At 35.4% G+C, this 22,089-nt stretch carries 20 protein-coding genes; 11 read left to right on the forward strand and 9 right to left on the reverse strand.

Annotated features, from left to right (window positions below; genetic code table 11):
- Positions 1 to 43: 43 nt before the first annotated feature.
- The 4 genes from dnaJ to MWU65_RS15005 form a co-directional block, all read right to left on the reverse strand.
- Positions 44 to 1,159: a molecular chaperone DnaJ gene (gene dnaJ, locus MWU65_RS14990; protein WP_247079252.1), complete on the reverse strand. Its 1,116-nt coding sequence runs from the start codon at positions 1,157 to 1,159 to the stop codon at positions 44 to 46.
- A 9-nt stretch (positions 1,160 to 1,168) separates the two neighbouring features.
- Positions 1,169 to 1,729 (reverse strand): nucleotide exchange factor GrpE, encoded by a 561-nt coding sequence (locus MWU65_RS14995; RefSeq protein ID WP_247079254.1) that lies wholly within the window; start codon positions 1,727 to 1,729, stop codon positions 1,169 to 1,171.
- A gap of 100 nt (positions 1,730 to 1,829) precedes the next feature.
- Positions 1,830 to 2,492, reverse strand: a complete 663-nt coding sequence (gene mnmD, locus MWU65_RS15000; RefSeq protein WP_247079256.1) for a tRNA (5-methylaminomethyl-2-thiouridine)(34)-methyltransferase MnmD — start codon at positions 2,490 to 2,492, stop codon at positions 1,830 to 1,832.
- A gap of 2 nt (positions 2,493 to 2,494) precedes the next feature.
- Entirely contained in the window at positions 2,495 to 3,019 is a 525-nt protein-coding gene (locus tag MWU65_RS15005; protein ID WP_247079259.1) for a DUF4920 domain-containing protein, read from the reverse strand.
- A 108-nt stretch (positions 3,020 to 3,127) separates the two neighbouring features.
- Between MWU65_RS15005 and MWU65_RS15010 the strand changes: the two genes are divergently transcribed.
- Positions 3,128 to 4,192: a branched-chain amino acid aminotransferase gene (locus tag MWU65_RS15010; RefSeq protein ID WP_247079260.1), complete on the forward strand. Its 1,065-nt coding sequence runs from the start codon at positions 3,128 to 3,130 to the stop codon at positions 4,190 to 4,192.
- A gap of 36 nt (positions 4,193 to 4,228) precedes the next feature.
- Here MWU65_RS15010 and MWU65_RS15015 read toward each other — a convergent pair whose 3' ends face one another.
- Positions 4,229 to 4,615, reverse strand: coding sequence for a nucleoside triphosphate pyrophosphohydrolase family protein (locus MWU65_RS15015; RefSeq protein WP_247079262.1), 387 nt, complete (start codon positions 4,613 to 4,615; stop codon positions 4,229 to 4,231).
- 541 nt (positions 4,616 to 5,156) lie between these two features.
- On the opposite strand from MWU65_RS15015, the gene crcB reads away from it, so the two are divergent.
- The 4 genes from crcB (at position 5,157) to MWU65_RS15040 (ending at position 8,642) form a co-directional block, all read left to right on the forward strand.
- Entirely contained in the window at positions 5,157 to 5,528 is a 372-nt protein-coding gene (gene crcB / locus MWU65_RS15025) for a fluoride efflux transporter CrcB (protein ID WP_247079266.1), read from the forward strand.
- A 365-nt stretch (positions 5,529 to 5,893) separates the two neighbouring features.
- The gene (locus MWU65_RS15030) at positions 5,894 to 6,232 is read left to right on the forward strand and encodes a P-II family nitrogen regulator (protein WP_247079268.1); all 339 of its coding nucleotides are present in this window, start codon (positions 5,894 to 5,896) and stop codon (positions 6,230 to 6,232) included.
- Positions 6,233 to 6,258: 26 nt separating this feature from the next.
- Positions 6,259 to 7,503, forward strand: a complete 1,245-nt coding sequence (amt, locus tag MWU65_RS15035) for an ammonium transporter (RefSeq protein ID WP_247079270.1) — start codon at positions 6,259 to 6,261, stop codon at positions 7,501 to 7,503.
- A gap of 116 nt (positions 7,504 to 7,619) precedes the next feature.
- A complete protein-coding gene (locus MWU65_RS15040) occupies positions 7,620 to 8,642 on the forward strand; it encodes an outer membrane beta-barrel protein (RefSeq protein WP_247079272.1) in 1,023 nt (340 codons plus the stop codon).
- 81 nt (positions 8,643 to 8,723) lie between these two features.
- On the opposite strand, the gene MWU65_RS15045 is transcribed toward MWU65_RS15040, so the two are convergent.
- Positions 8,724 to 9,380 carry a DUF1684 domain-containing protein gene (locus MWU65_RS15045; RefSeq protein ID WP_247079274.1) on the reverse strand — a complete coding sequence of 219 codons (657 nt, stop codon included), beginning with the start codon at positions 9,378 to 9,380 and terminating at the stop codon, positions 8,724 to 8,726.
- Between the two features lie 219 nt (positions 9,381 to 9,599).
- Here MWU65_RS15045 and MWU65_RS15050 point away from each other — a divergent pair, with 219 nt between their 5' ends.
- Complete coding sequence (locus tag MWU65_RS15050) at positions 9,600 to 10,802, forward strand: MFS transporter (protein WP_247079276.1); 1,203 nt, start codon at positions 9,600 to 9,602, stop codon at positions 10,800 to 10,802.
- 288 nt (positions 10,803 to 11,090) lie between these two features.
- On the opposite strand, the gene MWU65_RS15055 is transcribed toward MWU65_RS15050, so the two are convergent.
- A complete protein-coding gene (locus tag MWU65_RS15055; protein WP_247079278.1) occupies positions 11,091 to 12,515 on the reverse strand; it encodes an alpha/beta hydrolase in 1,425 nt (474 codons plus the stop codon).
- 247 nt (positions 12,516 to 12,762) lie between these two features.
- The gene (locus MWU65_RS15060) at positions 12,763 to 13,212 is read right to left on the reverse strand and encodes an Lrp/AsnC family transcriptional regulator (RefSeq protein ID WP_247079280.1); all 450 of its coding nucleotides are present in this window, start codon (positions 13,210 to 13,212) and stop codon (positions 12,763 to 12,765) included.
- A 114-nt stretch (positions 13,213 to 13,326) separates the two neighbouring features.
- Here MWU65_RS15060 and MWU65_RS15065 point away from each other — a divergent pair, with 114 nt between their 5' ends.
- The gene (locus MWU65_RS15065) at positions 13,327 to 13,716 is read left to right on the forward strand and encodes a hypothetical protein (protein ID WP_247079282.1); all 390 of its coding nucleotides are present in this window, start codon (positions 13,327 to 13,329) and stop codon (positions 13,714 to 13,716) included.
- Between the two features lie 83 nt (positions 13,717 to 13,799).
- Here MWU65_RS15065 and MWU65_RS15070 read toward each other — a convergent pair whose 3' ends face one another.
- A complete protein-coding gene (locus MWU65_RS15070; RefSeq protein WP_247079284.1) occupies positions 13,800 to 17,249 on the reverse strand; it encodes a methylmalonyl-CoA mutase family protein in 3,450 nt (1,149 codons plus the stop codon).
- A 143-nt stretch (positions 17,250 to 17,392) separates the two neighbouring features.
- On the opposite strand from MWU65_RS15070, the gene purU reads away from it, so the two are divergent.
- The 4 genes from purU (at position 17,393) to MWU65_RS15090 (ending at position 21,915) form a co-directional block, all read left to right on the forward strand.
- On the forward strand, positions 17,393 to 18,241 hold the full coding sequence (purU, locus tag MWU65_RS15075; protein ID WP_247079286.1) for a formyltetrahydrofolate deformylase: 849 nt from the start codon (positions 17,393 to 17,395) through the stop codon (positions 18,239 to 18,241).
- A gap of 169 nt (positions 18,242 to 18,410) precedes the next feature.
- Positions 18,411 to 18,731 carry a phosphoribosylpyrophosphate synthetase gene (locus tag MWU65_RS15080; RefSeq protein ID WP_247079288.1) on the forward strand — a complete coding sequence of 107 codons (321 nt, stop codon included), beginning with the start codon at positions 18,411 to 18,413 and terminating at the stop codon, positions 18,729 to 18,731.
- 295 nt (positions 18,732 to 19,026) lie between these two features.
- Positions 19,027 to 20,676: a hypothetical protein gene (locus MWU65_RS15085; protein ID WP_247079290.1), complete on the forward strand. Its 1,650-nt coding sequence runs from the start codon at positions 19,027 to 19,029 to the stop codon at positions 20,674 to 20,676.
- 228 nt (positions 20,677 to 20,904) lie between these two features.
- The gene (locus tag MWU65_RS15090; RefSeq protein WP_247079292.1) at positions 20,905 to 21,915 is read left to right on the forward strand and encodes a beta-galactosidase; all 1,011 of its coding nucleotides are present in this window, start codon (positions 20,905 to 20,907) and stop codon (positions 21,913 to 21,915) included.
- Positions 21,916 to 22,089: the final 174 nt, after the last annotated feature.

Below are 22,089 nucleotides of genomic sequence, written 5' to 3' on the forward strand. Positions count from 1 at the left end.
AAAAAAATGAACAGGGCATAAACCCTGTTCAATATTAGTAAACTTATGAGAACATATCTTTTACCTTTTCAAAAAAAGACTTATCCGATTTTTCTGGTTGAGGCACAAAATTTTCATGATCGCTCATGCGTTCAAAAAATTCGCGTTGCTCCTTGGTCAATTCTTTTGGTGTCCAAACATTAACATGCACCAATAGGTCTCCACTTCCATAACCATTTAAACTTGTGATTCCCTTACCTCTTAATCGCAATATTTTACCAGATTGTATACCTTCTTCTAGTTTTATACGAACCTTACCTCCTACTGCATCTATTTCTTTAGAAGTTCCTAAAATTGCTTCGGAAATACTAATATACAAGTCGTAATGCAAGTTGTCACCTTCTCTTTTAAGGGTCGCATGTTCTTCTGTTTCAATAAGCACAATTAGGTCACCTGCAACACCGTTACCTGGCGCACTATTCCCTTTTCCTTGTACTTTTAATTGCATACCATCTTCTACCCCTCCAGGTATTTTAATGGATACCGTTTCTTCTTTTGCTATTAATCCCTGGGCATCTGCGCCAGCAGGTTTTTTATCAATAATTTGTCCGGCTCCACCACAGGTACCGCAGGTTGCAGACGTTTGCATTCTTCCTAAAATTGTATTTGCAATTTTAGTTACTTGGCCAGAACCATGACATGTTGTACAGGTATTATAGGTAACCCCATCTGCCTGTATTTTACGCTTTACCTTCACTCTCTTTTCTACGCCATTTGCGATCTCATCCAAAGTAAGTTTCACTCTAATTCTAAGATTAGAACCCTTTACTCTACGCTGACCGCCACCGCCGAAACCTCCAAAACCACTAAAGCCTCCGCCAAAAATATCTCCAAACTGACTAAAGATATCATCCATATTCATACCTCCACCACCAAAACCACCGGCTCCGGCTCCACCTTCAAAAGCAGCGTGCCCATACTGGTCGTAGCGCGCTTTCTTATCAGCATCACTTAAAACCTCATAAGCTTCCGCAGCTTTCTTAAACATTTCTTCAGCCTTGGAATCTCCAGGGTTTTTGTCAGGATGATGTTCAATCGCTTTTTTACGATATGCTTTTTTTATTTCTGCTGCAGTTGCATTTTTAGTAATGCTTAATATGCTGTAAAAATCCTCTTTCATTGCTTTCTTTTAGTTCCCAACCACTACTTTTGGATGGCGAATAATTTTATCTCCTAAAGTAAACCCCTTCTCAATCACATCTACGATCTTGCCTTTTAGACTCTCATCTGGGGCAGGTATTTGCGTAATAGCCTCATGTACATCTGCATTAAACACATCTCCTTGTGCCACAGCTATTTCTTGTAAACCCTTGTTTTTTAAAGTTTCTTTGAACTTGTTTTGAATCAATTCTACACCAGTAACCAATTCCTTATCATCTGACTTAGAAATTTCTTTCATAGCACGATCAAAATCGTCCATAACTGGCAACATGGATATAATTATTTCTTGGCCTGCCGTTTTAAACAAGTCCATACGCTCCTTAGAAGTTCTTTTTTTATAATTTTCAAACTCAGCAAACAGGCGTAAAAACTTATCCTTTTCTTTAGACAAATCTTCTTGCAATTGCTCTTCAACAGATACTTCTGGAGTATCTTCTGCCCCAGTTTCTGTTTCATTCTGAACTTCTTCAGCAGCCTTATTTATCATTTCGTCTTGTGCTACTTCTTCCGCTTTATCTTTTTTACTCATTTATGCTAGCATTTAATATCTTGATTTTAAAAGATGGCAAAAGTACTGCCATTTCTTTAAAAATGTCAAAATGTCACTAAACTTTATGGTAATTTTTACATTATGACTTGGTTGCCCTTAGCATTTCTCTTTTTCCTGGAGGACCTGGCAAGCGCTCTACGGTAAAACCAACGGCCAACATTGCCCTACGCACACTGCCTTTGGCTGCATAAGTAACCAAAACACCATTACTTTGTAGCGCCTTGTACATTATGGCAAAAATAGTCTCGGTCCATAGCTCCGGTTGCACTCTGGCGCCAAAAGCGTCAAAATAAATTAAATTGTACATATTCTCGGCTTTTATTTCCAAGAAATCTTGCTGTTTTTTGTGTAAGGTAAAATTTGGCAGAATTTCAACCCTTGTTTCCCAAGGTGCCATATGCATTTTTTCAAAATCTACCTTTGCCTGAGGAGCATTTAGCTGCTCTATATAATTTAATTGCGAAACTTCTTCCGCTGCTACCGGATAGGCTTCAATACCTGTATACCGAATTGCAAGCTTATGTTTTGGCGCTTCTAAGGTAGTAATTAGGGCATTTAGACCTGTGCCAAACCCAATTTCTAAAATTGCAATTTCAGACGAATTAAACAAGGTTAATCCGTGCTTTATAAATACGTGATACGCCTCTTGTATCGCACCGTGTTTGGAATGGTATTGTTCATTCCACTCTTCTATTTGAATGGTTTTAGAACCATCTGCGGTGGTTATTATTTTACGCTTCAAAATTAGTTTTTCAAAATAACGCCATCAGCATCAAACCGATACGTTTTTTTAGGTAGCGTAATTTGCGCTATTTCCTCTTTCGATTTACCGGCATCCTCAGCATAATGCTGTTGTTCATCTACAGTCATCTCTTCAACAAATGCCAACCCATTTACAACTACTTCTTTTCCCGCTATATCTTTAGGCACAAAAAAGCCATAGTCCTTAAACTTCACCATTGCTTCTTCTCCATTTCCTAAATCCAAACGCATCCAACAGCCTTTAGACGGACAAACAGCCAGTACCTTCCCTGTAAATTTGGTCGCAATTGTATCTGCCGGAGCGATGGAATGGTACAAGCTTGACATCTCAGCTGTCTTTTTAGCGTTTTTATCTGTAATTTCCATACCAAAAAAAGAACTTTTTTCTGCAACTAGAGTAGTTTTAGACTCCTCGGAAATTGATTCTATATCTGAAGCCTTATTTTTGTCAGTCTTACAAGCCATTGAAACTAAGAGAACCACAAGCAAAATGTTAAAACTTTTCATATCTACTAAAATTTATTAATAAAATACAAATTTGAACATTTTTAATTTAAAAAAGAAGCACTAGTAGTGATAATTGATTAATTTTATGACCTTAAATCATCATATATAATGAATATTACAATGAACCAAATTAGTGTTGAGAAAACAAAACACACTAAAATAAACGATGTTGATTTCAACAATCTTTCTTTTGGAAGCATTTATATGGATCATATGCTGGTCTGTGATTATAAAAATGGGGCTTGGGAAACTCCTAAAGTTGTGCCATATCAGCCGATATCCTTAGATCCTTCCGCAAAAATATTTCATTACGGACAATCCATTTTTGAAGGTATGAAAGCGTATAAAGATGAGAACGATACCATGTGGTTGTTTCGTCCTTTGGATAACCATAAACGCTTAAACATATCTGCACAAAGATTGGCCATTCCAGAAATACCTGAGAGTTATTTTATGGAGGGTTTAAAAGCATTATTAAAAACGGATAGCGATTGGATTCCGCAAGTTGCAGAAAGTTCCTTATACATTAGGCCTTTTATTTTTGCTTCAGGCAGAGGTTTTCACGCCTCTCCTGCAGATGAGTACAAGTTTATCATTTGTGGTGCACCATCTGGCGCTTATTTTTCTGGAGACGTAAAGGTTCTTATTGAAGAAAAATATTCCCGGTCTGCTAATGGCGGTGTTGGTTTTGCAAAGGCAGGCGGTAACTATGCCGGTCAGTTTTATCCAACCAAATTAGCAAACGACAAAGGATATCAACAAGTAATTTGGACAGATGACAATACACACGAATACATTGAGGAGGCAGGTGCAATGAACGTTTTTATACGTATTAATGACACCTTAATTACTTGCCCTACAAGTGATCGAATTCTTGATGGTATTACACGTAAAAGCATTTTAGAAATAGCGAAAGACGAAGGCATTCAAACCGAAGTTCGTAAGATTGCTGTAAAGGAGTTAGTAGCTGCTGCCAATGATGGCAGTTTAAAAGAAATGTTTGGCGCAGGAACTGCAGCCGTAATTTCACCTATTTCCGGATTTGGTTACAGAAACAAAGACTATACCATTCCTAAACTAGACAATACCTATGCTTCTTTACTAAAGAATCGTATCACAAACATACAATACAACAAAGCCGAAGATAAGTTTGGCTGGCGTTTTAAAGTATAAAAATGTTAAAAAAAAAGTGCCTAAAAAGGCACTTTTTTAGTTTTTAAGAATGGTACTAATATTCGGCTTAAAATAGGTTGGGCCCTTTAAAATCTTACCATCTTCGCGATATACGGGTTTCCCATCAGCCCCCAACTTACTCATATTACTACGCTGTATCTCATTAAACACTTCTTCTATCTTATATTGCATTCCGTGTTCTAAAATTGTACCACACAAAATATACAACATATCACCCAAAGCATCTGCAACTTCAACCATATCGTTGCTATTGGCAGCCTCTAAATATTCCTTATTCTCTTCATCCATAAGATTAAAGCGCAACGCATTTCTTTGTTTGCCTAAATCTGCTTTTAACTCTTCTGAAACCCCAGCTCCAAAAGATTTATGAAATAACTCAACTGCCTTAAGTTTATTTTTCATTTGAATTTATTTACGTTAATTTTGCACAAAAATAGAAATATGTTTAGCAACGGACAATTAATATTTGCCGGACTTTTTGTAGTAGCATTTGCCGCAATTATCTTTATCACTTACAAAAAAGATAAGGGACTGCATTTAAAAAACTATTCTGGTGTGAAATGGGTAGCCATTACCTTTGCAATCTTCATTATTTCGCTCTTTATTATTAAGCATCTTTTGAAAAGTTAACACTTTTCTACCATTCACAACAAAAACCAAGCAACACACAACAAAAATGTTACTTCTGTCGTTATAATGTAAGAAAAGACTTATTTTTGCGTTATAAAGATAATAAAAGCCGTTAAATGACTACTTTCCTTAACATATTATTTATTTTGGTTCTAATAAATGCAGTACTTTTAATGTTTAGCGTTAACCGCTCAAGTGTTAAAAGTAAAAAAGCTGCTAAAAATAGCAAACCACAAACACTTCCAAGAATTTACGAAATAGAATTACTCTCCACAGAGTATAAAAAAGCAATTTAGTTTTATACCTTTAGCGTATGAAACAACTGTTATTTGTTTTCTTAGGGGGCGGCATAGGTAGCGTATTACGTTTTCTTATCAGCAAAACTCTAAACCCTACCTTTCAATCTTTTTATTTAGGCACCTTTATAGTAAACATTGTTGGCAGTTTACTCATAGGGCTAATTTTAGGGCTCACCCTAAAAAATAATTATTTCACTCAAAATCAGATTTTATTTTTAGCCGTAGGCTTTTGTGGTGGCTTTACCACCTTCTCTACTTTCGCGTTTGAAAATTATTCACTCTTAAAAAACGGAGACCTCATCAATTTTGCAATGTACACCATCCTAAGCATTGCCACTGGAATTATCGCTATTATGGCAGGGCTATGGCTATCTAAAACCTTTTAACAAGCGTAGTATTTCTATTTTTATTCATTTTACTACACCACACAACAACTACACACTTTTCTAATAGGATAACACTATAACAAGGACATACCTTTTTTTGTTTCTCACACCTACCCAGGGTGGCGTTAGCCTTCCCGCAAATCAACTACATCCTTTATACGAAACAGCTGCACTTTCGCTTATATTTTTTTAAATACGGTAATTTATCAATGGTGAATTATCAAAAAACACCTTATTTAAAAATTGATACCCCTATTTTTATAGGGGTCATTTTATTAATATAATAAATTATTCAATTTAAACCCTATTATTTATGGGGTGTAAAACATATTTAAATACATTTACCCCATAAAAATCAAACTAATATGAAAAAAATTGAAGCAATTATTAGAAAATCTCAATTTGACGACGTTAAAAAAGCGCTGCACAATATTGAGGTTAACTTTTTTAGTTACTGGGATGTAACAGGTGTAGGTAACGAGAAACAAGGTCACGTATACCGAGGCATCTCCTATAGTACCACAGACATTCAAAGAAGGTATTTGTCTATAGTAATTTCTGATGAGTTTTTAGAAAAAACAATACAGACAATTTTAGACTCCGCTTATACCGGTGGTGTTGGAGATGGAAAAATATTTGTCTCTGAGGTAATCGAAGCTTACCGTATTAGAACCAAAGAAAACGGAAACGCAGGAATAAACTAACCAACAATTTAACTAAAACAAAAAATATGGAAGCAGGATTATTTACAGCTAACAATGTATGGATGATGATCTGTACTGCATTAGTCTTTTTTATGCACTTAGGATTCTCACTTTTAGAAATAGGGCTTACCCGACAAAAAAACACCATTAATATTTTATTTAAAAATGTATTTATTATCTGCACGGGCTTACTGCTCTATTACTTAGGTGGTTTTAACCTAATGTATCCAGGAGATTTTAACGGATTCTTAGGTTTCGCTGGCTTTGGATTAGATCCAGGAGTAGACGGAATGACAGCAGCTTATGCGGATGGAGGATATACTTACTGGACTGATTTCTTATTCCAAGGTATGTTTGCCGCTACTGCAGCAACAATAGTTTCAGGGGCTGTAGCTGAGCGTATCAAAATTGGACCATTTATGATCTTTACCATTATTTATGTAGGCCTAATCTATCCTATTGTAGGTTCTTGGCAATGGGGTGGTGGTTTTTTATCAACTCTAGGTGGAGAAGATGGAGGATTTCATGATTTTGCAGGTTCTACCCTAGTTCATTCTGTAGGTGGTTGGGCTGCCTTAATTGCCGTATATCTATTGGGTCCAAGAATAGGAAAATTTGATGAAGAAGGAAAAGCAAATGCGATTCCTGGACACAACATTCCATTAGCAACAGCAGGAGTTCTAATTCTTTGGCTAGGTTGGTTTGGATTTAATGGTGGCTCCGTATTATCGGCAGACCCAGAAGGAACATCTTTGGTATTGGTTACAACTAGTTTGGCAGCTGCCGCTGGTGGTATTGGTGCTTTCTTCCTATCTACCCTATTGTATAAAAACTATGATTTAACTATGTTTTTAAACGGTATCCTTGGAGGATTAGTTGGTATTACTGCTGGAGCAGATCTTATGTCTCCTACAGAAGCCATCGCAATCGGATTTATTGCTGGACTCATTATTGTATTGGCCGTGGCATTTATTGATAAAATAAAATTAGATGATCCAGTTGGAGCTATCGCAGTGCATTTAATTTGTGGTATTTGGGGAACCTTAGCTGTTGGTATTTTTGGAGCCAAGGCAGGGTTAGATCAAATCTTATACCAATTCACTGGTATTGCTGCAACAGGAGTTTTCTGCTGTTTATCTGCCTTTCTTATTTTAATTATAATTAAAAAGACAAAAGGAATTAGAGTTGACAAAACAGAAGAATTGGATGGCTTAGATCTTCATGAACACGGAATGGATGCCTATCCTGATTTTAGAATGAATCAACATTAAGAAAAAACAAAATACAAACGGAGCGTTCTGCCAAACGCTCCGTTACAAAATCGTTTTAACTACACACAAACAAATTTATAACAAAGCCCTTTAACAGGGACATTAACTTATTTCACATGAAAATTAAAACAGCACCAAATTACTTAAAAAAAATATCATTTTCAATTTTGATGTTAGCTACAACTTTAATTTTTGCTCAAGAAGAGGAAGAAAAAAAAGTTTCCATTAGCGGAACCGTTGATGCGTATTACAAAACCAACCTATCCTCATCTGACAGAGCTATATTTGCAACGGATAACGGATTTCAGAGTCCAGGAAGTTCGTTTGCAGATGAAACAGGTTTTGCCTTAGGGATGGCAAATTTTATTGCAAGTTATGAAGGCACAAAAACAGGAGTTGTTGCTGATGTAACCTTTGGCCCAAGAGGGAATGCTGCTACAGGTGGCTTTAATTTAAATCAATTATACGCCTATTGGAATGTCTCTGAAGGAACCACACTTACTGCAGGTCGTTTTAATACCTATTTGGGATATGAAGTGATTTCTCCTGCGGCAAATTTTAACTATAGCACTTCGTTTTTATTCTCTAGCGGACCTTTTTCACATGTAGGTTTAAAGGCCGATTTTGCCTTGTCTGAGGATTTTAGCTTGATGCTTGCCCTTATGAATGTTACAGATGTAAATAGCAACGTAACTGGTGAGTACTCCTTAGGAGCCCAATTAGGGTATTCAGGACAATTCTTAAATTTTTATTATGACAACGAAGCGAATTTAGGATTTGAAGTTGATTATACGGGTGGATTTGACCTAACTGAAGATTTCTTTCTAGGAATTAATGCTGCCTATGCAGATAATAATGGAGATGGATTTTCAGGTGCGGCACTATACCCACAATTAGCAACTTCAGAAAGTTTTACTTTAGGTGTTAGAGGGGAATATTTTACACGACACTCAGATGCTTTTACAGATAACCCAAGTATTTTTGCCGCAACATTAACTGCGAGCTATAGTGTAGAAAATTTAACAATTAAACCAGAATTACGCTTAGATAATGGTTCTGAAGAAATTTATTTTGACAATGATTTATCTCCTACAAAAAACTTGTCATCATTCTTAATAGCTGCAATCTACTCTTTTTAAAAAACTATAAAAATTTTTAAAAAACTTAACTCAAAGTTTGATTGTAGAAGGGAGTCTAGTTTAATTACTAGGCTCCTTTTGTTATTTCTTAAAAGCTTTAACCCCTGCGTTAACCTCCATATTTAAGGTATTTACAGCCGGAACGATTGGGCAAGAAAATTTCTTGTTATAAGCACAATACGGATTGTAGGCCTTATTGAAATCAATTTCTATAAAATCGCCTTCAGGAATAGCCAAATCAATATACCTACCTCCTCCGTAGGTTTCCTTTCCATTGGTATTATCTAAAAAAGGTAAAAACAGGTAATCTTTGTATTTTTCTTGAAGCATTAATTCTTGATTCTGATACACTTCCAAAGTATATGTATTGCCTTGTAATTTAAAATGAACCGTTCCAAAAAGCATATATTCAGATGTCACATTTGTTGTTGTAGGCATTAAAAAAGGCGTTGTATTTAAGGCTTGTACAAATTTAGCCCTAACCACATAGGTAGTATCTGGCGCAAAGAAATCTAAGCCTTCAAAATTCTTTCTAAATCTATCTGGTAAAGGTGATGTTTCTGGGTTTCTAAACTCTTCATTCATCTCTTGTTGGTGCTCCAAAATACTCCTTAGTTTATCCGATGAAACATTGGTTATTTCTTTCTCATTCGAATGATACTTTTTTTGTCCGTTACAGCTTAGCAATACCAAAAAAAAGAACAACATTCCATACTTTATTGTATTTCCTATACTCATTATCATTTCAATCTAGTTACAGCTTCAAATGTACAACTTATTACATTTTTACTTAAATTTGTTTTCAACAAAGACCAAATGCAAAGATTATCAATTTACACCATAGTTATATGTTTCCTAAAAAATTGGGACCAGGGCTGTGCTATATAAATTTGAATATCTTATTCTTATATTTTAAAAGCCTGGCGAATTTGCCAGGCTTTTTTTATAACCACCAAAATGAAAAAAATATACATTAATTATATCAACTCCTTCAAGGGTTTGTCAAAAGAAGTATGGTGGCTTGCATTAATTACTTTAATTAACCGGGCTGGCACTATGGTAATCCCATTTTTATCTCTTTACCTCAAGCAAGATATTGGACTTACCTTAGAAAACGTGGGGGTCATTATGTCTTGTTTTGGATTTGGCTCACTTATAGGTTCCTGGTTGGGTGGTAAATTAACAGATGTCTTTGGCTACCACAAGGTGATGTTCTTTAGTTTGTTTACAACCGGGGTTCTTTTTATTGCATTACAATTTCTACAAAACTATTACTCCATATGTGGAGGAGTGTTTCTACTTATGATTGTTGCTGATAGTTTTAGGCCCGCTTCATTTGTTGCCTTAATGGCCTATAGCAAACCTGAAAACAAAACAAGATCAGTAACGCTTATACGACTTGCCATTAACTTAGGTTTTTCTGCTGGTCCAGCTTTGGGGGGTATTATTATATCAACAATAGGATATACAGGCTTGTTTTGGGTAGACGGTAGCACCTGTATTTTGGCAAGTACGCTGCTTTTATTTGCACTACACCCTAAAAAAGCAAGGGTAATGGATACCACTAAAAACAAAAATCCAAAATCTGCTTATAAGGACACCACCTATCTTCTTTTCATCCTAGCAATGACTTTGTTTGGGTTTTGCTTTGTACAATACTTTTCTACAGTTCCACTTTTTTACAATGCCATTTTTAATCTAAGTGAACTTCATATTGGTTTATTACTCGCTATGAATGGGTTTTTAATTTTCGCCTTTGAGATGCCATTAATTAAATATTTGGAGAACAAGTCTATCTCTAAAATTAACTATATACTCTACGGCCTTATATTAGTAGGACTAAGTTTTATTGTTTTAAACCTATTTTCCTGGGTAGGTATTTTAATTATTGGTATGTTATTTATGACCGTCGGTGAAATGATTGCTTTTCCATTTTCCAATGCTTTTGCTATGGAACGTTCAAAAAGAGGCAACCAAGGTGAATATATGGCACTCTACAGTATTGCATTTTCAATTTCTCATATTTTTGCACACAATTTTGGGATGCAATCCATTGCTAAAAATGGCTATAACACTACTTGGAATATCATCATTCTAATAGCTGCATTTGGCATTGCCTTATTATTACTATTAAAAAATAAACTAAAACAAAACAATTAGCCATCAGGAGCTGTTATCCTTCATAGAGTTTTAATTCAATACTATCGGAAGATCAGATTTTAGAATCTTTACATTTTAAAAAGATTGCCTTAATACAGTGCCACCATTTCCTGCAGAAATTACATCTGTAGGCTTTATGCTCAGGGACTAAAAAGTGGCTGTATTAATATAATTCTAAATTGTGGCCACCATTTCTTTATACACCATCTAATAAAGCAATCAACGTGGATGCAGAGAAGTCAATTTCTGTTTCAGAAAAATTATTCGAAATAGCATTTACTAAATACGCTAGTCACGAAGTAAATAACGCCCCTTCTTGAGATACTTTTCAATGATTTCGTTATATTCTGGGGAAATTTTTAACAAGGTAGTAAATTCTAAATCATAGAGTTTATCCGCATCTGTATAGCCATTTTTCAACAATTCTTCCAAGTAAAAAACAGAAGTTCCAAAATCATTAAATTTAGCACTGTGTGATATTAATTTCAAATACACATCGTAATCTTTAGGTGAAACAACAGTCTTTAACATCCATAAAAAACTAATAGCATCATTGTCTAAATTTTCATTTGAAAAAACGAGATCCAAATTATCTTCTACCAAGGCCTTTAAGTACCCTTCTAAACGCTGTCCCATAAATTGAAATTCAGCATTAGGACTGCTCTTATATTTTTCAATTTCTTCGGTTTGAAATTTCCACCAACCTAAATTATTAAAGTTATGAGTGAATATATCTTCATTCATATAGTAATAATAATCATCTTTTAGTAACTGCTCTTTAAACAAAGTATTAGATTCAGCCCTCTTTAAAGATTTATAGATCTTATCTTTCTTTATACGTTTTTGATCCTCTTTTAATGGTTTTATGTCCTTAAAAGGTCTATATATTTCTATGGTTTGAGCCAGTAATTTTTCAGCCTTAAGCAACTCACTGCTCCCGACAAAAAGTTGAATCCTTTCTTTATTTTTCTCAAAATTAGCATTGATATAATTTTCATCGCGTGCGCGGTTACCTTTAGCCATAGCGGATAGGGTAAAAATCTGAAAAGCATCATTTAGCACTTCTTTTGGGGGCCATTCTTGATTCTCTTCAAAAACCAACAATTCATTGGGGAATTTCAACTTATTAAGGCCAGTTTCATTGTATGACATCCCTATATAATCAAAGTCTCCCTTACGAACAACCCCTATATATTGGTATGGTTTTTTTAAATTTAAAATATCTAAATTATCTATATAAGAACCATAAGACAGTACACCAGCAATATCTCGTATAAAGGAAGGCATAGTCGTTGCCAATTTACCACCTTCATCAAAGCCTACTGAATAAATTTGATTAAAATTGATGGGCAACATACTGACAATTGTATTGTAAACTTTGCCAAATTCCATTACGTTTTTAGAAAGTGAAAGTGTGTCTTTTAGATTATTTGATGCCGCTAAAATAAAGCCATTTTCCTCAGCTGAAGTAGCCAATAACCGCATTACTTGCTTTTCCCTACCATCAAAATCAAAGACAAAACAGATGGGCCATTTTTTATCCATTTCAAAATTAGAGGGAATAAAAAGGGAAAAACTTCCAGGTAGTGAGTCGGCTACTTTTATAGCATCCACAACAACTCCCTTTTTCAATATAAATTCTTGTGCAGAAACTTGTAACGTTGCCATTCCTATAAATAGCAGTAATGTTTTTCTTAGCTGTCTAAATTTCATTCTTTAATGCCCTAAAATTAATACCGTGAAAACTGTACAACAGTAATCTGTTTTATATGCTTGCAACAAATAATATATCAAAAATCTAGCCAAAAAAAAAGTAACCTTTTACAGCTGTTAATTCTGTTTCAACAACACCTATTTTTAGCCTTAAGAACAGGCTACACAATACGTATTTTCACCCACTAAACTTTTATTTTTTTCAAAAGTACCTCAACAAAAAACACATCCCTACTCCGCAATATTATCAATCTATTTTTTTAATGGGGCCATTAGAAACCACATCAGACAAAATAATATGTGTACGCGCTTCTCCATACTGAATGAGTCTGTCTATAAAATTTTCTAAATGAAATTGATTTCTTAAAACAACTTCCATAATAATATTCTCATTACCAGTTATTCTATAACAATTTATAACCTCATCAAAAGTACCCACTAAATCCAAAAAAGGCTTCAGTTTCCCCATAAAAGCACGTAAAGTAATAATTGCTTTCAACTGATATCCAGTCTCTGTATGAGAAACCATGGCCTTATACCCCGTGATAATTCCTAAATCCTCCATTTTCTTTACACGCTCTGCAACTGCAGGCGCAGACAATCCAACTTCCCTGCCAATATGTGCAAAAGATTCCCTTGCATTTTTCTGCAGATAATTCAGTATTTTCCAGCTTATACCATCAATCTTATTATTCAAACCCTTTGTATCTAAAAATATTTAGAATCAAAGGTAAAAATAAAATTTTACTTTACAATCTTAATTATATGTATAGAAATAAGGCCGTAAATTTATAAAACAATTGATATAACAATGCCATACAGAAATCTTAGCACGGTACCGGTTTATAAAAAAGCGTTAGCGCTTTGCCATACTAGTAGAGAAATTGCCTCTTACTTTAGCTACAATAAAGATTTGTTACACTTGTACAAATCTAGTAGTCTAACAGATATTATGGCGAATTCTATACTAACAGATGCTATCTTGCTTCCTATTCAGATAGAACAGGCCGAGCGTAGTGACTGTAAACACGCCAAATTAAGAAGCATTCGGTTTATTAATATAATTACAAGAAACATTTTATCGTATTGCAATGGCTTAGAGCACCATGGAGCAAAAGAAAGTGAATACCTCAATCTATTGCGAACAGATATAAGGAGTTTCAGAAAGACCTATAAGAATTGGCGCAAGTCTTTACGATAGGTTTAAAAAAATATACCCAAAAACCAAAAAAATCACCTAATATTTAGGTGATTTTTTGATTTACAAACTGCAGTATTACAATACTACATATTTCTTCGATACTGCCCTCCAACTTCAAACAAAGAGCTTGTAATTTGTCCTAGGGTACAAATCTTAGTAACCTCCATTAGTTTTTCAAAAATATTTTCATTTTTCACAGCTGCTTGCTGCAAGTCTTTTAATATTTCCGATACATTTTCAGCTCTAGTCTGCACATTTTTAAGGGTCGTAATCTGTGCTTGTTTTTCTTCTTCAGTAGCGCGTATAACCTCTGCTGGCAATATGGTGGGTGAACCTTTAGAGCTTAAGAATGTATTAACACCTATTATAGGAAACTCCCCTGTGTGTTTTAAGGTTTCATAGTACAGACTCTCCTCTTGTATTTTAGAACGTTGGTACATGGTTTCCATAGCACCTAATACACCGCCCCGCTCTGTTATTCGATCAAACTCTAACAAAACAGCTTCTTCTACAAGGTCTGTTAATTCTTCAATAATGAAAGAACCTTGAATAGGGTTTTCATTCTTTGTTAGCCCTAATTCTTTATTAATTATTAATTGTATAGCCATTGCTCGTCGAACAGATTCCTCTGTAGGCGTGGTAATAGCCTCATCATAAGCATTGGTATGTAAAGAGTTACAATTATCATTAATAGCATACAAGGCCTGCAAGGTTGTTCTTATATCGTTAAAGTCTATTTCTTGAGCGTGCAAACTACGACCAGAGGTTTGTATGTGGTATTTTAGCATTTGCGCTCTAGGGTCTGCTCCGTACTTTAATTTTAAGGCTTTGGCCCATATTTTACGTGCAACTCTTCCTATTACTGCGTATTCTGGATCTATACCATTGGAGAAAAAGAAGGATAAATTTGGTCCAAATTTATCGATATCCATTCCCCTACTTAAATAATATTCTACATAGGTAAAGCCGTTGGCCAAAGTAAATGCCAATTGGGTTATTGGGTTGGCACCAGCTTCTGCAATATGGTATCCCGATATTGATACTGAATAAAAATTACGGATTTCTTTTTGGATGAAATACTCCTGTACATCACCCATTAAACGCAAGGCAAACTCTGTTGAAAAAATACAGGTATTTTGCGCCTGGTCTTCCTTCAGTATATCTGCTTGAACTGTTCCTCGAACTTGGTTCAGTGTTGTTTTTTTAATTTGTTGATACACTGCTGCTGGCAAGACCATATCACCTGTTAAACCAAGTAACATTAACCCTAAACCATTATTACCTTCCGGCAAATCCCCTTTGTATTTAGGCCGTTCTATTCCTTTGTTATCATACACCTCTTTAAAGGCAGCCTCAACTTGCTTTTCTAACTTGTGTTCCCGTATATATTTTTCACAATTTTGATCAATAGCCGCATTCATAAAAAACCCTAACAGCATAGGTGCCGGACCGTTAATGGTCATAGAAACCGATGTCATTGCGTGACTTAAATCGAACCCAGAATATAATTTTTTAGCATCGTCTAAACAACAAATAGAAACTCCTGCGTTCCCTATTTTACCATAAATATCTGGTCTATAATCGGGATCATTACCATACAAAGTAACCGAGTCAAAAGCTGTAGATAGCCTTTTGGCAGGCAAGCCTAAACTTACGTAATGAAAACGTCTATTGGTCCGCTCCGGTCCACCTTCACCTGCAAACATTCGCGTAGGGTCTTCTCCGGTTCTTTTAAACGGATACAAGCCTGATGCATACGGAAATTCTCCTGGCACATTTTCTTGCAAACACCAACGTAAAATATCGCCCCAAGCCTGGTACTTTGGCAAGGCAACTTTTGGTATTTGCGAATGCGACAAAGAGGTGGTATGCGTATCTATTTTTATTTCTTTCCCACGAACTTTAAAACTGTATGTCGGCGCTTTATAGGTGTTCACTTTAGCTTCCCAAGTACTAATAACTTCCCAATTGTAGGGATCTAAGTTCATCTTCACTCTATCAAACTCCTTAAAAAGCAAATCTAAAAAGTCTTTATCCGTGTCTTCTTTTGTAGCCTCTAATATTGCAGCTGTATCTAGCCCATTTTTTAGCAACAAAGTAGCTTCCTTTTTAGAAGTATTCGATACTGATACGATGGTCTGATATACTCCGTATAAACGTTGTGCGACTATGGATTGTGTGGTTACCTTAGCATCATAGCCTCTATTGCTTTCTGCAATTTCGGAAAGATAGCGGGTACGTGCTGGTGGTATTACAAAAACCTTCTCTTCTACCTCATTGCCAAAAGTCACTGTAGAATTTAAGTCGGCCTTTGCCTTTGTCACCAAACTCTCCATAATTTTGATGTACAATTTATTCATACCAGGGTCGTTAAACTGGCTGGCCATTGTTCCAAAAATTGGCAAATCTTCTTGTGGAGTATCCCACAATTGATGGTTGCGCATGTATTGTTTTTTCACATCTCTTATAGCATCCAAAGCACCACGCTTATCAAATTTATTCAGTGCAACAATATCAGCAAAGTCGAGCATATCTATCTTCTCCAACTGTGTAGCCGCACCAAATTCTGGCGTCATAACATAAAGAGAAACATTGCTGTGTTCTATAATTTCGGTATCAGACTGACCTATACCAGAGGTCTCCAAAACAATTAAATCGTATTCCGCTGCCTTTAAGACATCAATGGCTTCTTCTACATATTTAGAAAGTGCCAGGTTAGACTGCCTTGTAGCCAAAGAACGCATATAAACACGCTCGTTATTAATTGCGTTCATCCGTATACGGTCTCCTAAAAGGGCCCCGCCTGTTTTTCTTTTGGAAGGATCCACAGAAATTAATCCTATTTTTTTATCAGGAAAATCCACTAAAAATCGCCTTACAAGCTCATCTACCAAACTAGATTTACCCGCTCCTCCTGTACCTGTGATTCCTAGTACTGGTACATTTTTTTCTGATTTTTCAACCTGTGAAAAATAGTCTTCAAACTCACTATGTCTATTTTCTGCAAGGCTAATTAAGCGCGCAATGGTATTTATGTCTTTATTTTTTAATGCTTTAGAAACAGAAGTTCCTTTCGGTAATTTTAAGGCTGGGACTGGGAAATCGCTCTGCATAACCAAGTCGTTAATCATACCTTGTAAACCTAAAGTTCGTCCATCATCAGGTGCATAAATTTTGGTAATTCCATAAGCTATTAAAGCCTTTATTTCTTCAGGCAATATTACACCGCCACCACCGCCAAATATTTTAATATGGGTTGCACCTCGTTCTTGCAACAAATCATACATGTATTTAAAATACTCGTTATGCCCACCTTGATAGGAGGTAATTGCAATAGCATTGGCGTCTTCCTGTATGGCGCAGTCTACTACTTCTACCACACTACGATCATGCCCTAAGTGAATAACTTCAACACCTGTAGATTGAATGATACGACGCATAATATTAATAGCCGCATCATGGCCATCAAACAATGCTGCTGCCGTAACAATTCTTATTTTATGTATTGGGGTATATGGCTTTTGTTGTTCCATTACTATTTAATAGATGATTTTAGGCCTCTAATTTACGAAAATTGCAAAAAAAATCACCTATTATCTTTAATATTATAAAAATTTACCTCATAGGGTACTTATCTTTGTTAATACTTTAATTTTGATCACAAAACCTTGTCATTTTGAAGATAACCATACTTATTAATTGCCCGGATCAATCAGGAATTATTAGCACTGTAACCAATTTTATACATACCAAAGGCGGAAATATAGTGTATATAGACCAGTATGTCGATAAAGAAAGTTCCATTTTCTTTATGCGTTTGGAAAGTATTTTTAGCACTCCTGTTACTTTTGAAGACTTTAAAAGCAATTTTGATAGTCAACTTGCTAAAAAATACCAAATGCAATGGGAGATGCACAAAGAAATAACGGTTCCAAAAATGGCGTTATTTGTTTCAAAATACGATCATTGTTTGTATGATTTACTCAGTAGATATAGTTCTGGAGAATTGGATGTAGACATTCCGCTTATTATCAGCAACCACGATAAAGCAGCTAGTATAGCTTCACAGTTCTCTATTCCATTTTATCATATTCCCGTATCCAAAGCAACTAAAAAAGAAGCTGAAGACAGTCAATTGGCCTTGTTAGCAAAATATAAAATAGACTTTATTGTTTTGGCGCGCTATATGCAGATTATTGGCCAAAATGTAATCAACCAGTTTCCTAACAAAATTATAAACATACACCATTCCTTTTTACCCGCATTTGCCGGTGCCAAACCCTATCATGCTGCATACAAAAGAGGGGTGAAAATTATTGGAGCAACAAGCCACTATGTAACTGCGGATTTAGATGAGGGTCCTATTATAGAGCAAGATGTAGCTACGGTATCACATACCCATAACATTGAAGACTTGATCGCCAAAGGCAGGGATTTAGAAAAAATAGTTTTGGCGAGGGCGGTTAAACTACATATTAATCGCAAAACAATGGTGTTTAATAATAAGACAGTAGTCTTTACCTAAAATACAACGTATCATTAAAGCAGCTTATGGAGTTTGATCTCTTATGAGACAATCCTAAATTGTATAAAACTTTGGAAATATTGTACTTTTTATAAAAATAATCTAGTGAAAATCTTTACCTTAAAAATCCTTAGATAAACTAGTTGGCACTAATTATAAAAAAAAGCTCATGGAACGAAAAAGTTATGATACAGTTACCGAAGCTATGGCTGACCTTAAAAAACTTGGCTATACCATTGATTTTTCAATTTTGACAGACAAAGAATGCCTTATTTGTCATCTAACAGCGACCGAATTATCCCCAGATGATTTTGAAATTGATCGTTTTTACAGATTCGAAGGCGATAGTGATCCTGGAGATGAAATGATTGTTTATGCCATTTCTTCCACCAAAAACGATTTGAAAGGAGTTGTTGTAAACGCATATGGAATATACTCAGATAACGAATCTTCGGCAATAGTAAAAAAATTAAATATGCATCCAAGGTAAATTACAAACAACTAATTTAAAACAAAAGCGCCAAAATGAAGCATCTTCACCACAAGATATTGGTCTCTTTGATTACAAATACCAATTCTAGGATGACCACATGAGATCGTTATTTAAAAGCAAACAAATAGACATTAATTATCATTAATAAAATCAAATGATTATTTTGGGGTTTGTAAAACACCTAATTAACAGTGTGAAATTAATTTTAAACGTAGCCCTAACTAAAAATACTGCTGCACTAGCAGTGCTGTAAATTTTAATTAAAATTGATGACTAATTCCATATTTTCCGAATGAACTATTCCCTCTTATTAATTTACTTCTTTTCTTTTCTAGGTGCTACTCAGGGACAGACCAAAAGTCTGGCTGAAAAAATAATAATCACCACTACAAAGAAAAGTACCCAGATAACCATTTCTAAAAATGGAACCTTACTTGTAAATGTATCACCAAAAGATGTCCGTAAATTTAGGAGGCAAGGTTTGATACACTATAATGACTTTGGCGCTAGTGGTGACGGTAAAACCAATGATATAAATGCAATTGCAGCTACCCATGCGTATGCTAATCAGAACGGCCTTAAGGTAAAAGCTAATGATGGGGCAACTTATTATATTGGAGGGGAGCAAAGAACTGCAATTATACAAACTGATACTGATTTTGGAACCGCTGCCTTTATCATAGACGATACCAATGTTCAAAACCGTAGCGCTTCTATTTTTATAGTCAATTCCGTAAAGCAATCATTTAAACTAAAAGGAATAGCTTCACTTCAACGGAATCAAGAAAAAATAGATGTATCCTTAAAAGAGTCTTGTCTAATAAAAGTTTCTAACTCAAAGGTAAAACAGTATATCCGCTATGGACTAAACCAAAACAATGGGGCTCAGCAAACAGATATCTTTGTAGTCGACAAAAAAGGTAATGTAGATGTAGATGCTCCCATTATCTGGAACTTTGACCAAATTACAGAGTTAACTGCCTTACCCTTAGATAAAAAGCAATTAAAAATCACTGGAGGACGATTTACAACTATTGCAAATAAAGCTGAATCCAAATACACGTATTACAGCCGAAACATAACAATTAACCGCTCCAATGTTCTCATAGACCGATTGGAACATAGGGTTATGGGCGAAGGAGAACAAGGGGCCCCATATAGTGGCTTTATCAATATTCGGGATTGCGCCTACGTAACGGTTAAAAACACCCTATTAACGGGACGAAAAACTTACAAAACCATCGGATCGGCGGGGAAACCCGTATCTATGGGCTCGTATGACATTAGTGTTACTCGTGCTATAGGTGTTTCCTTGGTTAACTGTAGTCAAACAAATGACATCAATGACAATAGCTATTGGGGAATTATGAGTTCTAACTATTCCAAAAACCTTGTTTATGACAATTGTACCCTTTCCAGGTTTGATGCTCATATGGGTGTTGCTAATGCCACTATTAAAAATTCGACCCTAGGACATATGGGGATCAATGCCATTGGGAGTGGCGTCTTAACTGTTGAAAACACTACCGTTTATGGAAGAAACCTGATCAATCTACGCAGTGATTACGGCAGTACTTGGCAAGGAGAAATTGTAATCCGAAACTGCCTTTTTATACCTTCTAATGGTAAATTTTCAAGTCTAAGTTTAATTGGCGGCTTCAATTCTGGAATGCACAATTTTGGTTATACCTGTTATTTACCAGAACAGATTACCATTGAAAACCTTCGTATCAATGATTCTAACCCATCAGAAGATTATCTGGGACCTACTATTTTTAACAATTTTAACCCTAAAGTAACCGACTATTCTTATCAGGAGGAATTCCCATATATCAGGACTAAGAAAATTTCACTTAAGAATGTAACCACAGAAAGTGGCAAGGGCTTAAAAGTTAGCAATAACCCCTACTTATTTAAGAACTTGAAAGTATACAACGATTAACTGGTTTACCTACATACCAGTAGATGGATAGATTACTACTGTATATTAAAAAGAAATCTAAGTACTTGCTTTGGAAGTTTTGCCTTTTTTATTGAAGGTAAGGTATTGATGTTTAGAACGACAAACCCTGAAGAAAACTAAGGTCAAACATCGATAGGCTATCCTACTACTAGTTAAACCTTTTGCTGATATTTAGGTCTTATTACAAAAACCCTCAAATCTTTTTTCATGAACAAATCCTCCCTTTTCTTTTTACTGCTCATTACATTTTTACTTTCATGTAGTTCAACAGATGGCGGCACAAATTCTGAAGACCTAGACAACAGTGCAACAATTTTAAAACCCAAAGGTCTCTATACAAGTTCCATTGGCAATGAAATCGCATTAGACCATCCACAAGTTAAGGGTTCATTAATACGTGTAAAGTGGAGTGATTTAGAACCCAGTGCTGGGGTATATGACTTTACAAAAATAGAACAGTTTCGAGAACTAATTAAAACGAAAAACCTGAAATGGAGTTTGGGTGTAATTGCAGGTTCAAGCAGCCCTGAATGGCTTACTACAACTATTGGTGCAGACTATTTTGAAATAACAACAAGTGATGCCACCATAAAAAAAATTCCTAAAATTTGGGATGCAATAGTTAATGAAAGATTAGCGCTACTGGCTGAAGCGCTTGCCAACAGCTATAGCGAAGATGCCGATTTGGTTTTGGTATACACCCCTCAAATGACTGCGAACGGCATAGAAGGTCATTTTAATGGAGTTCCTAAGGAAGAGCTACTAACTGCCGGATTAACGGCAGAAAACTGGATTAGTTCTGTAAAGGAAACTGCTAAAATTTTTGCTACTGCCTTCCTAGATAAACCCATTGCAGTTGAAGTTCATGATATAATAGGAGAAACATCAATTCCGAACCAAATTATGACGGACTTATGGAACGATCCTTCTTTAGACCAACGTGTTGGGGCAGCTATGTGGTGGATTTCTGGTAAAACGACCTACCAACCCAATTTGGTAAACGCTTTAACTAATTTTCCCGGAGATATTTATGCCCAGGCCATTGGGCGATCTGACCAAACAGAAAGGTTTGAAAATGATGACTACACCTCTGTATTTGAACAAGCAAAAATTATTGGGATTCGATATATAGAACTTTGGGAATACGAATTTATAAATAATACTTTTCCTCAAGATTTTATATGTTTCAATAGTTATACGGCTACTAACTTTGAGTAATAGTGGTTTCTTCTGTTAGATTCGCTGTTCCAAAAAATTGGTGCTGCATATTTTGAAAATATTCTAAAACGCAATGTACCAACCCATTAAGCTTTACAAAGACAAGAGCTATTGCTTAAAATTTATGCACAAAAAAGCCTGACAATCCATACCATTTATGAATTATCAGGCTCT

It is taken from the genome of Cellulophaga sp. F20128 (assembly GCF_023015805.1).
Lineage (GTDB): Bacteria > Bacteroidota > Bacteroidia > Flavobacteriales > Flavobacteriaceae > Cellulophaga.

What these genes read in the sequence shown, in the direction of transcription:
- MWU65_RS15055 (WP_247079278.1), bottom strand. Translation starts at nt 12,515, where the DNA reads ATGAAATTTAGACAGCTAAGAAAAACATTACTGCTATTTATAGGAATG.
- MWU65_RS15015 (WP_247079262.1), bottom strand. Translation starts at nt 4,615, where the DNA reads ATGAAAAATAAACTTAAGGCAGTTGAGTTATTTCATAAATCTTTTGGA.
- MWU65_RS14995 (WP_247079254.1), bottom strand. Translation starts at nt 1,729, where the DNA reads ATGAGTAAAAAAGATAAAGCGGAAGAAGTAGCACAAGACGAAATGATA.
- MWU65_RS15050 (WP_247079276.1), top strand. Translation starts at nt 9,600, where the DNA reads ATGAAAAAAATATACATTAATTATATCAACTCCTTCAAGGGTTTGTCA.
- MWU65_RS15085 (WP_247079290.1), top strand. Translation starts at nt 19,027, where the DNA reads ATGAACTATTCCCTCTTATTAATTTACTTCTTTTCTTTTCTAGGTGCT.
- MWU65_RS15030 (WP_247079268.1), top strand. Translation starts at nt 5,894, where the DNA reads ATGAAAAAAATTGAAGCAATTATTAGAAAATCTCAATTTGACGACGTT.
- MWU65_RS15065 (WP_247079282.1), top strand. Translation starts at nt 13,327, where the DNA reads ATGCCATACAGAAATCTTAGCACGGTACCGGTTTATAAAAAAGCGTTA.
- dnaJ (WP_247079252.1), bottom strand. Translation starts at nt 1,159, where the DNA reads ATGAAAGAGGATTTTTACAGCATATTAAGCATTACTAAAAATGCAACT.
- crcB (WP_247079266.1), top strand. Translation starts at nt 5,157, where the DNA reads ATGAAACAACTGTTATTTGTTTTCTTAGGGGGCGGCATAGGTAGCGTA.
- MWU65_RS15010 (WP_247079260.1), top strand. Translation starts at nt 3,128, where the DNA reads ATGAATATTACAATGAACCAAATTAGTGTTGAGAAAACAAAACACACT.
- MWU65_RS15090 (WP_247079292.1), top strand. Translation starts at nt 20,905, where the DNA reads ATGAACAAATCCTCCCTTTTCTTTTTACTGCTCATTACATTTTTACTT.
- MWU65_RS15080 (WP_247079288.1), top strand. Translation starts at nt 18,411, where the DNA reads ATGGAACGAAAAAGTTATGATACAGTTACCGAAGCTATGGCTGACCTT.
- MWU65_RS15045 (WP_247079274.1), bottom strand. Translation starts at nt 9,380, where the DNA reads ATGAGTATAGGAAATACAATAAAGTATGGAATGTTGTTCTTTTTTTTG.
- amt (WP_247079270.1), top strand. Translation starts at nt 6,259, where the DNA reads ATGGAAGCAGGATTATTTACAGCTAACAATGTATGGATGATGATCTGT.
- MWU65_RS15070 (WP_247079284.1), bottom strand. Translation starts at nt 17,249, where the DNA reads ATGGAACAACAAAAGCCATATACCCCAATACATAAAATAAGAATTGTT.
- MWU65_RS15005 (WP_247079259.1), bottom strand. Translation starts at nt 3,019, where the DNA reads ATGAAAAGTTTTAACATTTTGCTTGTGGTTCTCTTAGTTTCAATGGCT.
- MWU65_RS15040 (WP_247079272.1), top strand. Translation starts at nt 7,620, where the DNA reads ATGAAAATTAAAACAGCACCAAATTACTTAAAAAAAATATCATTTTCA.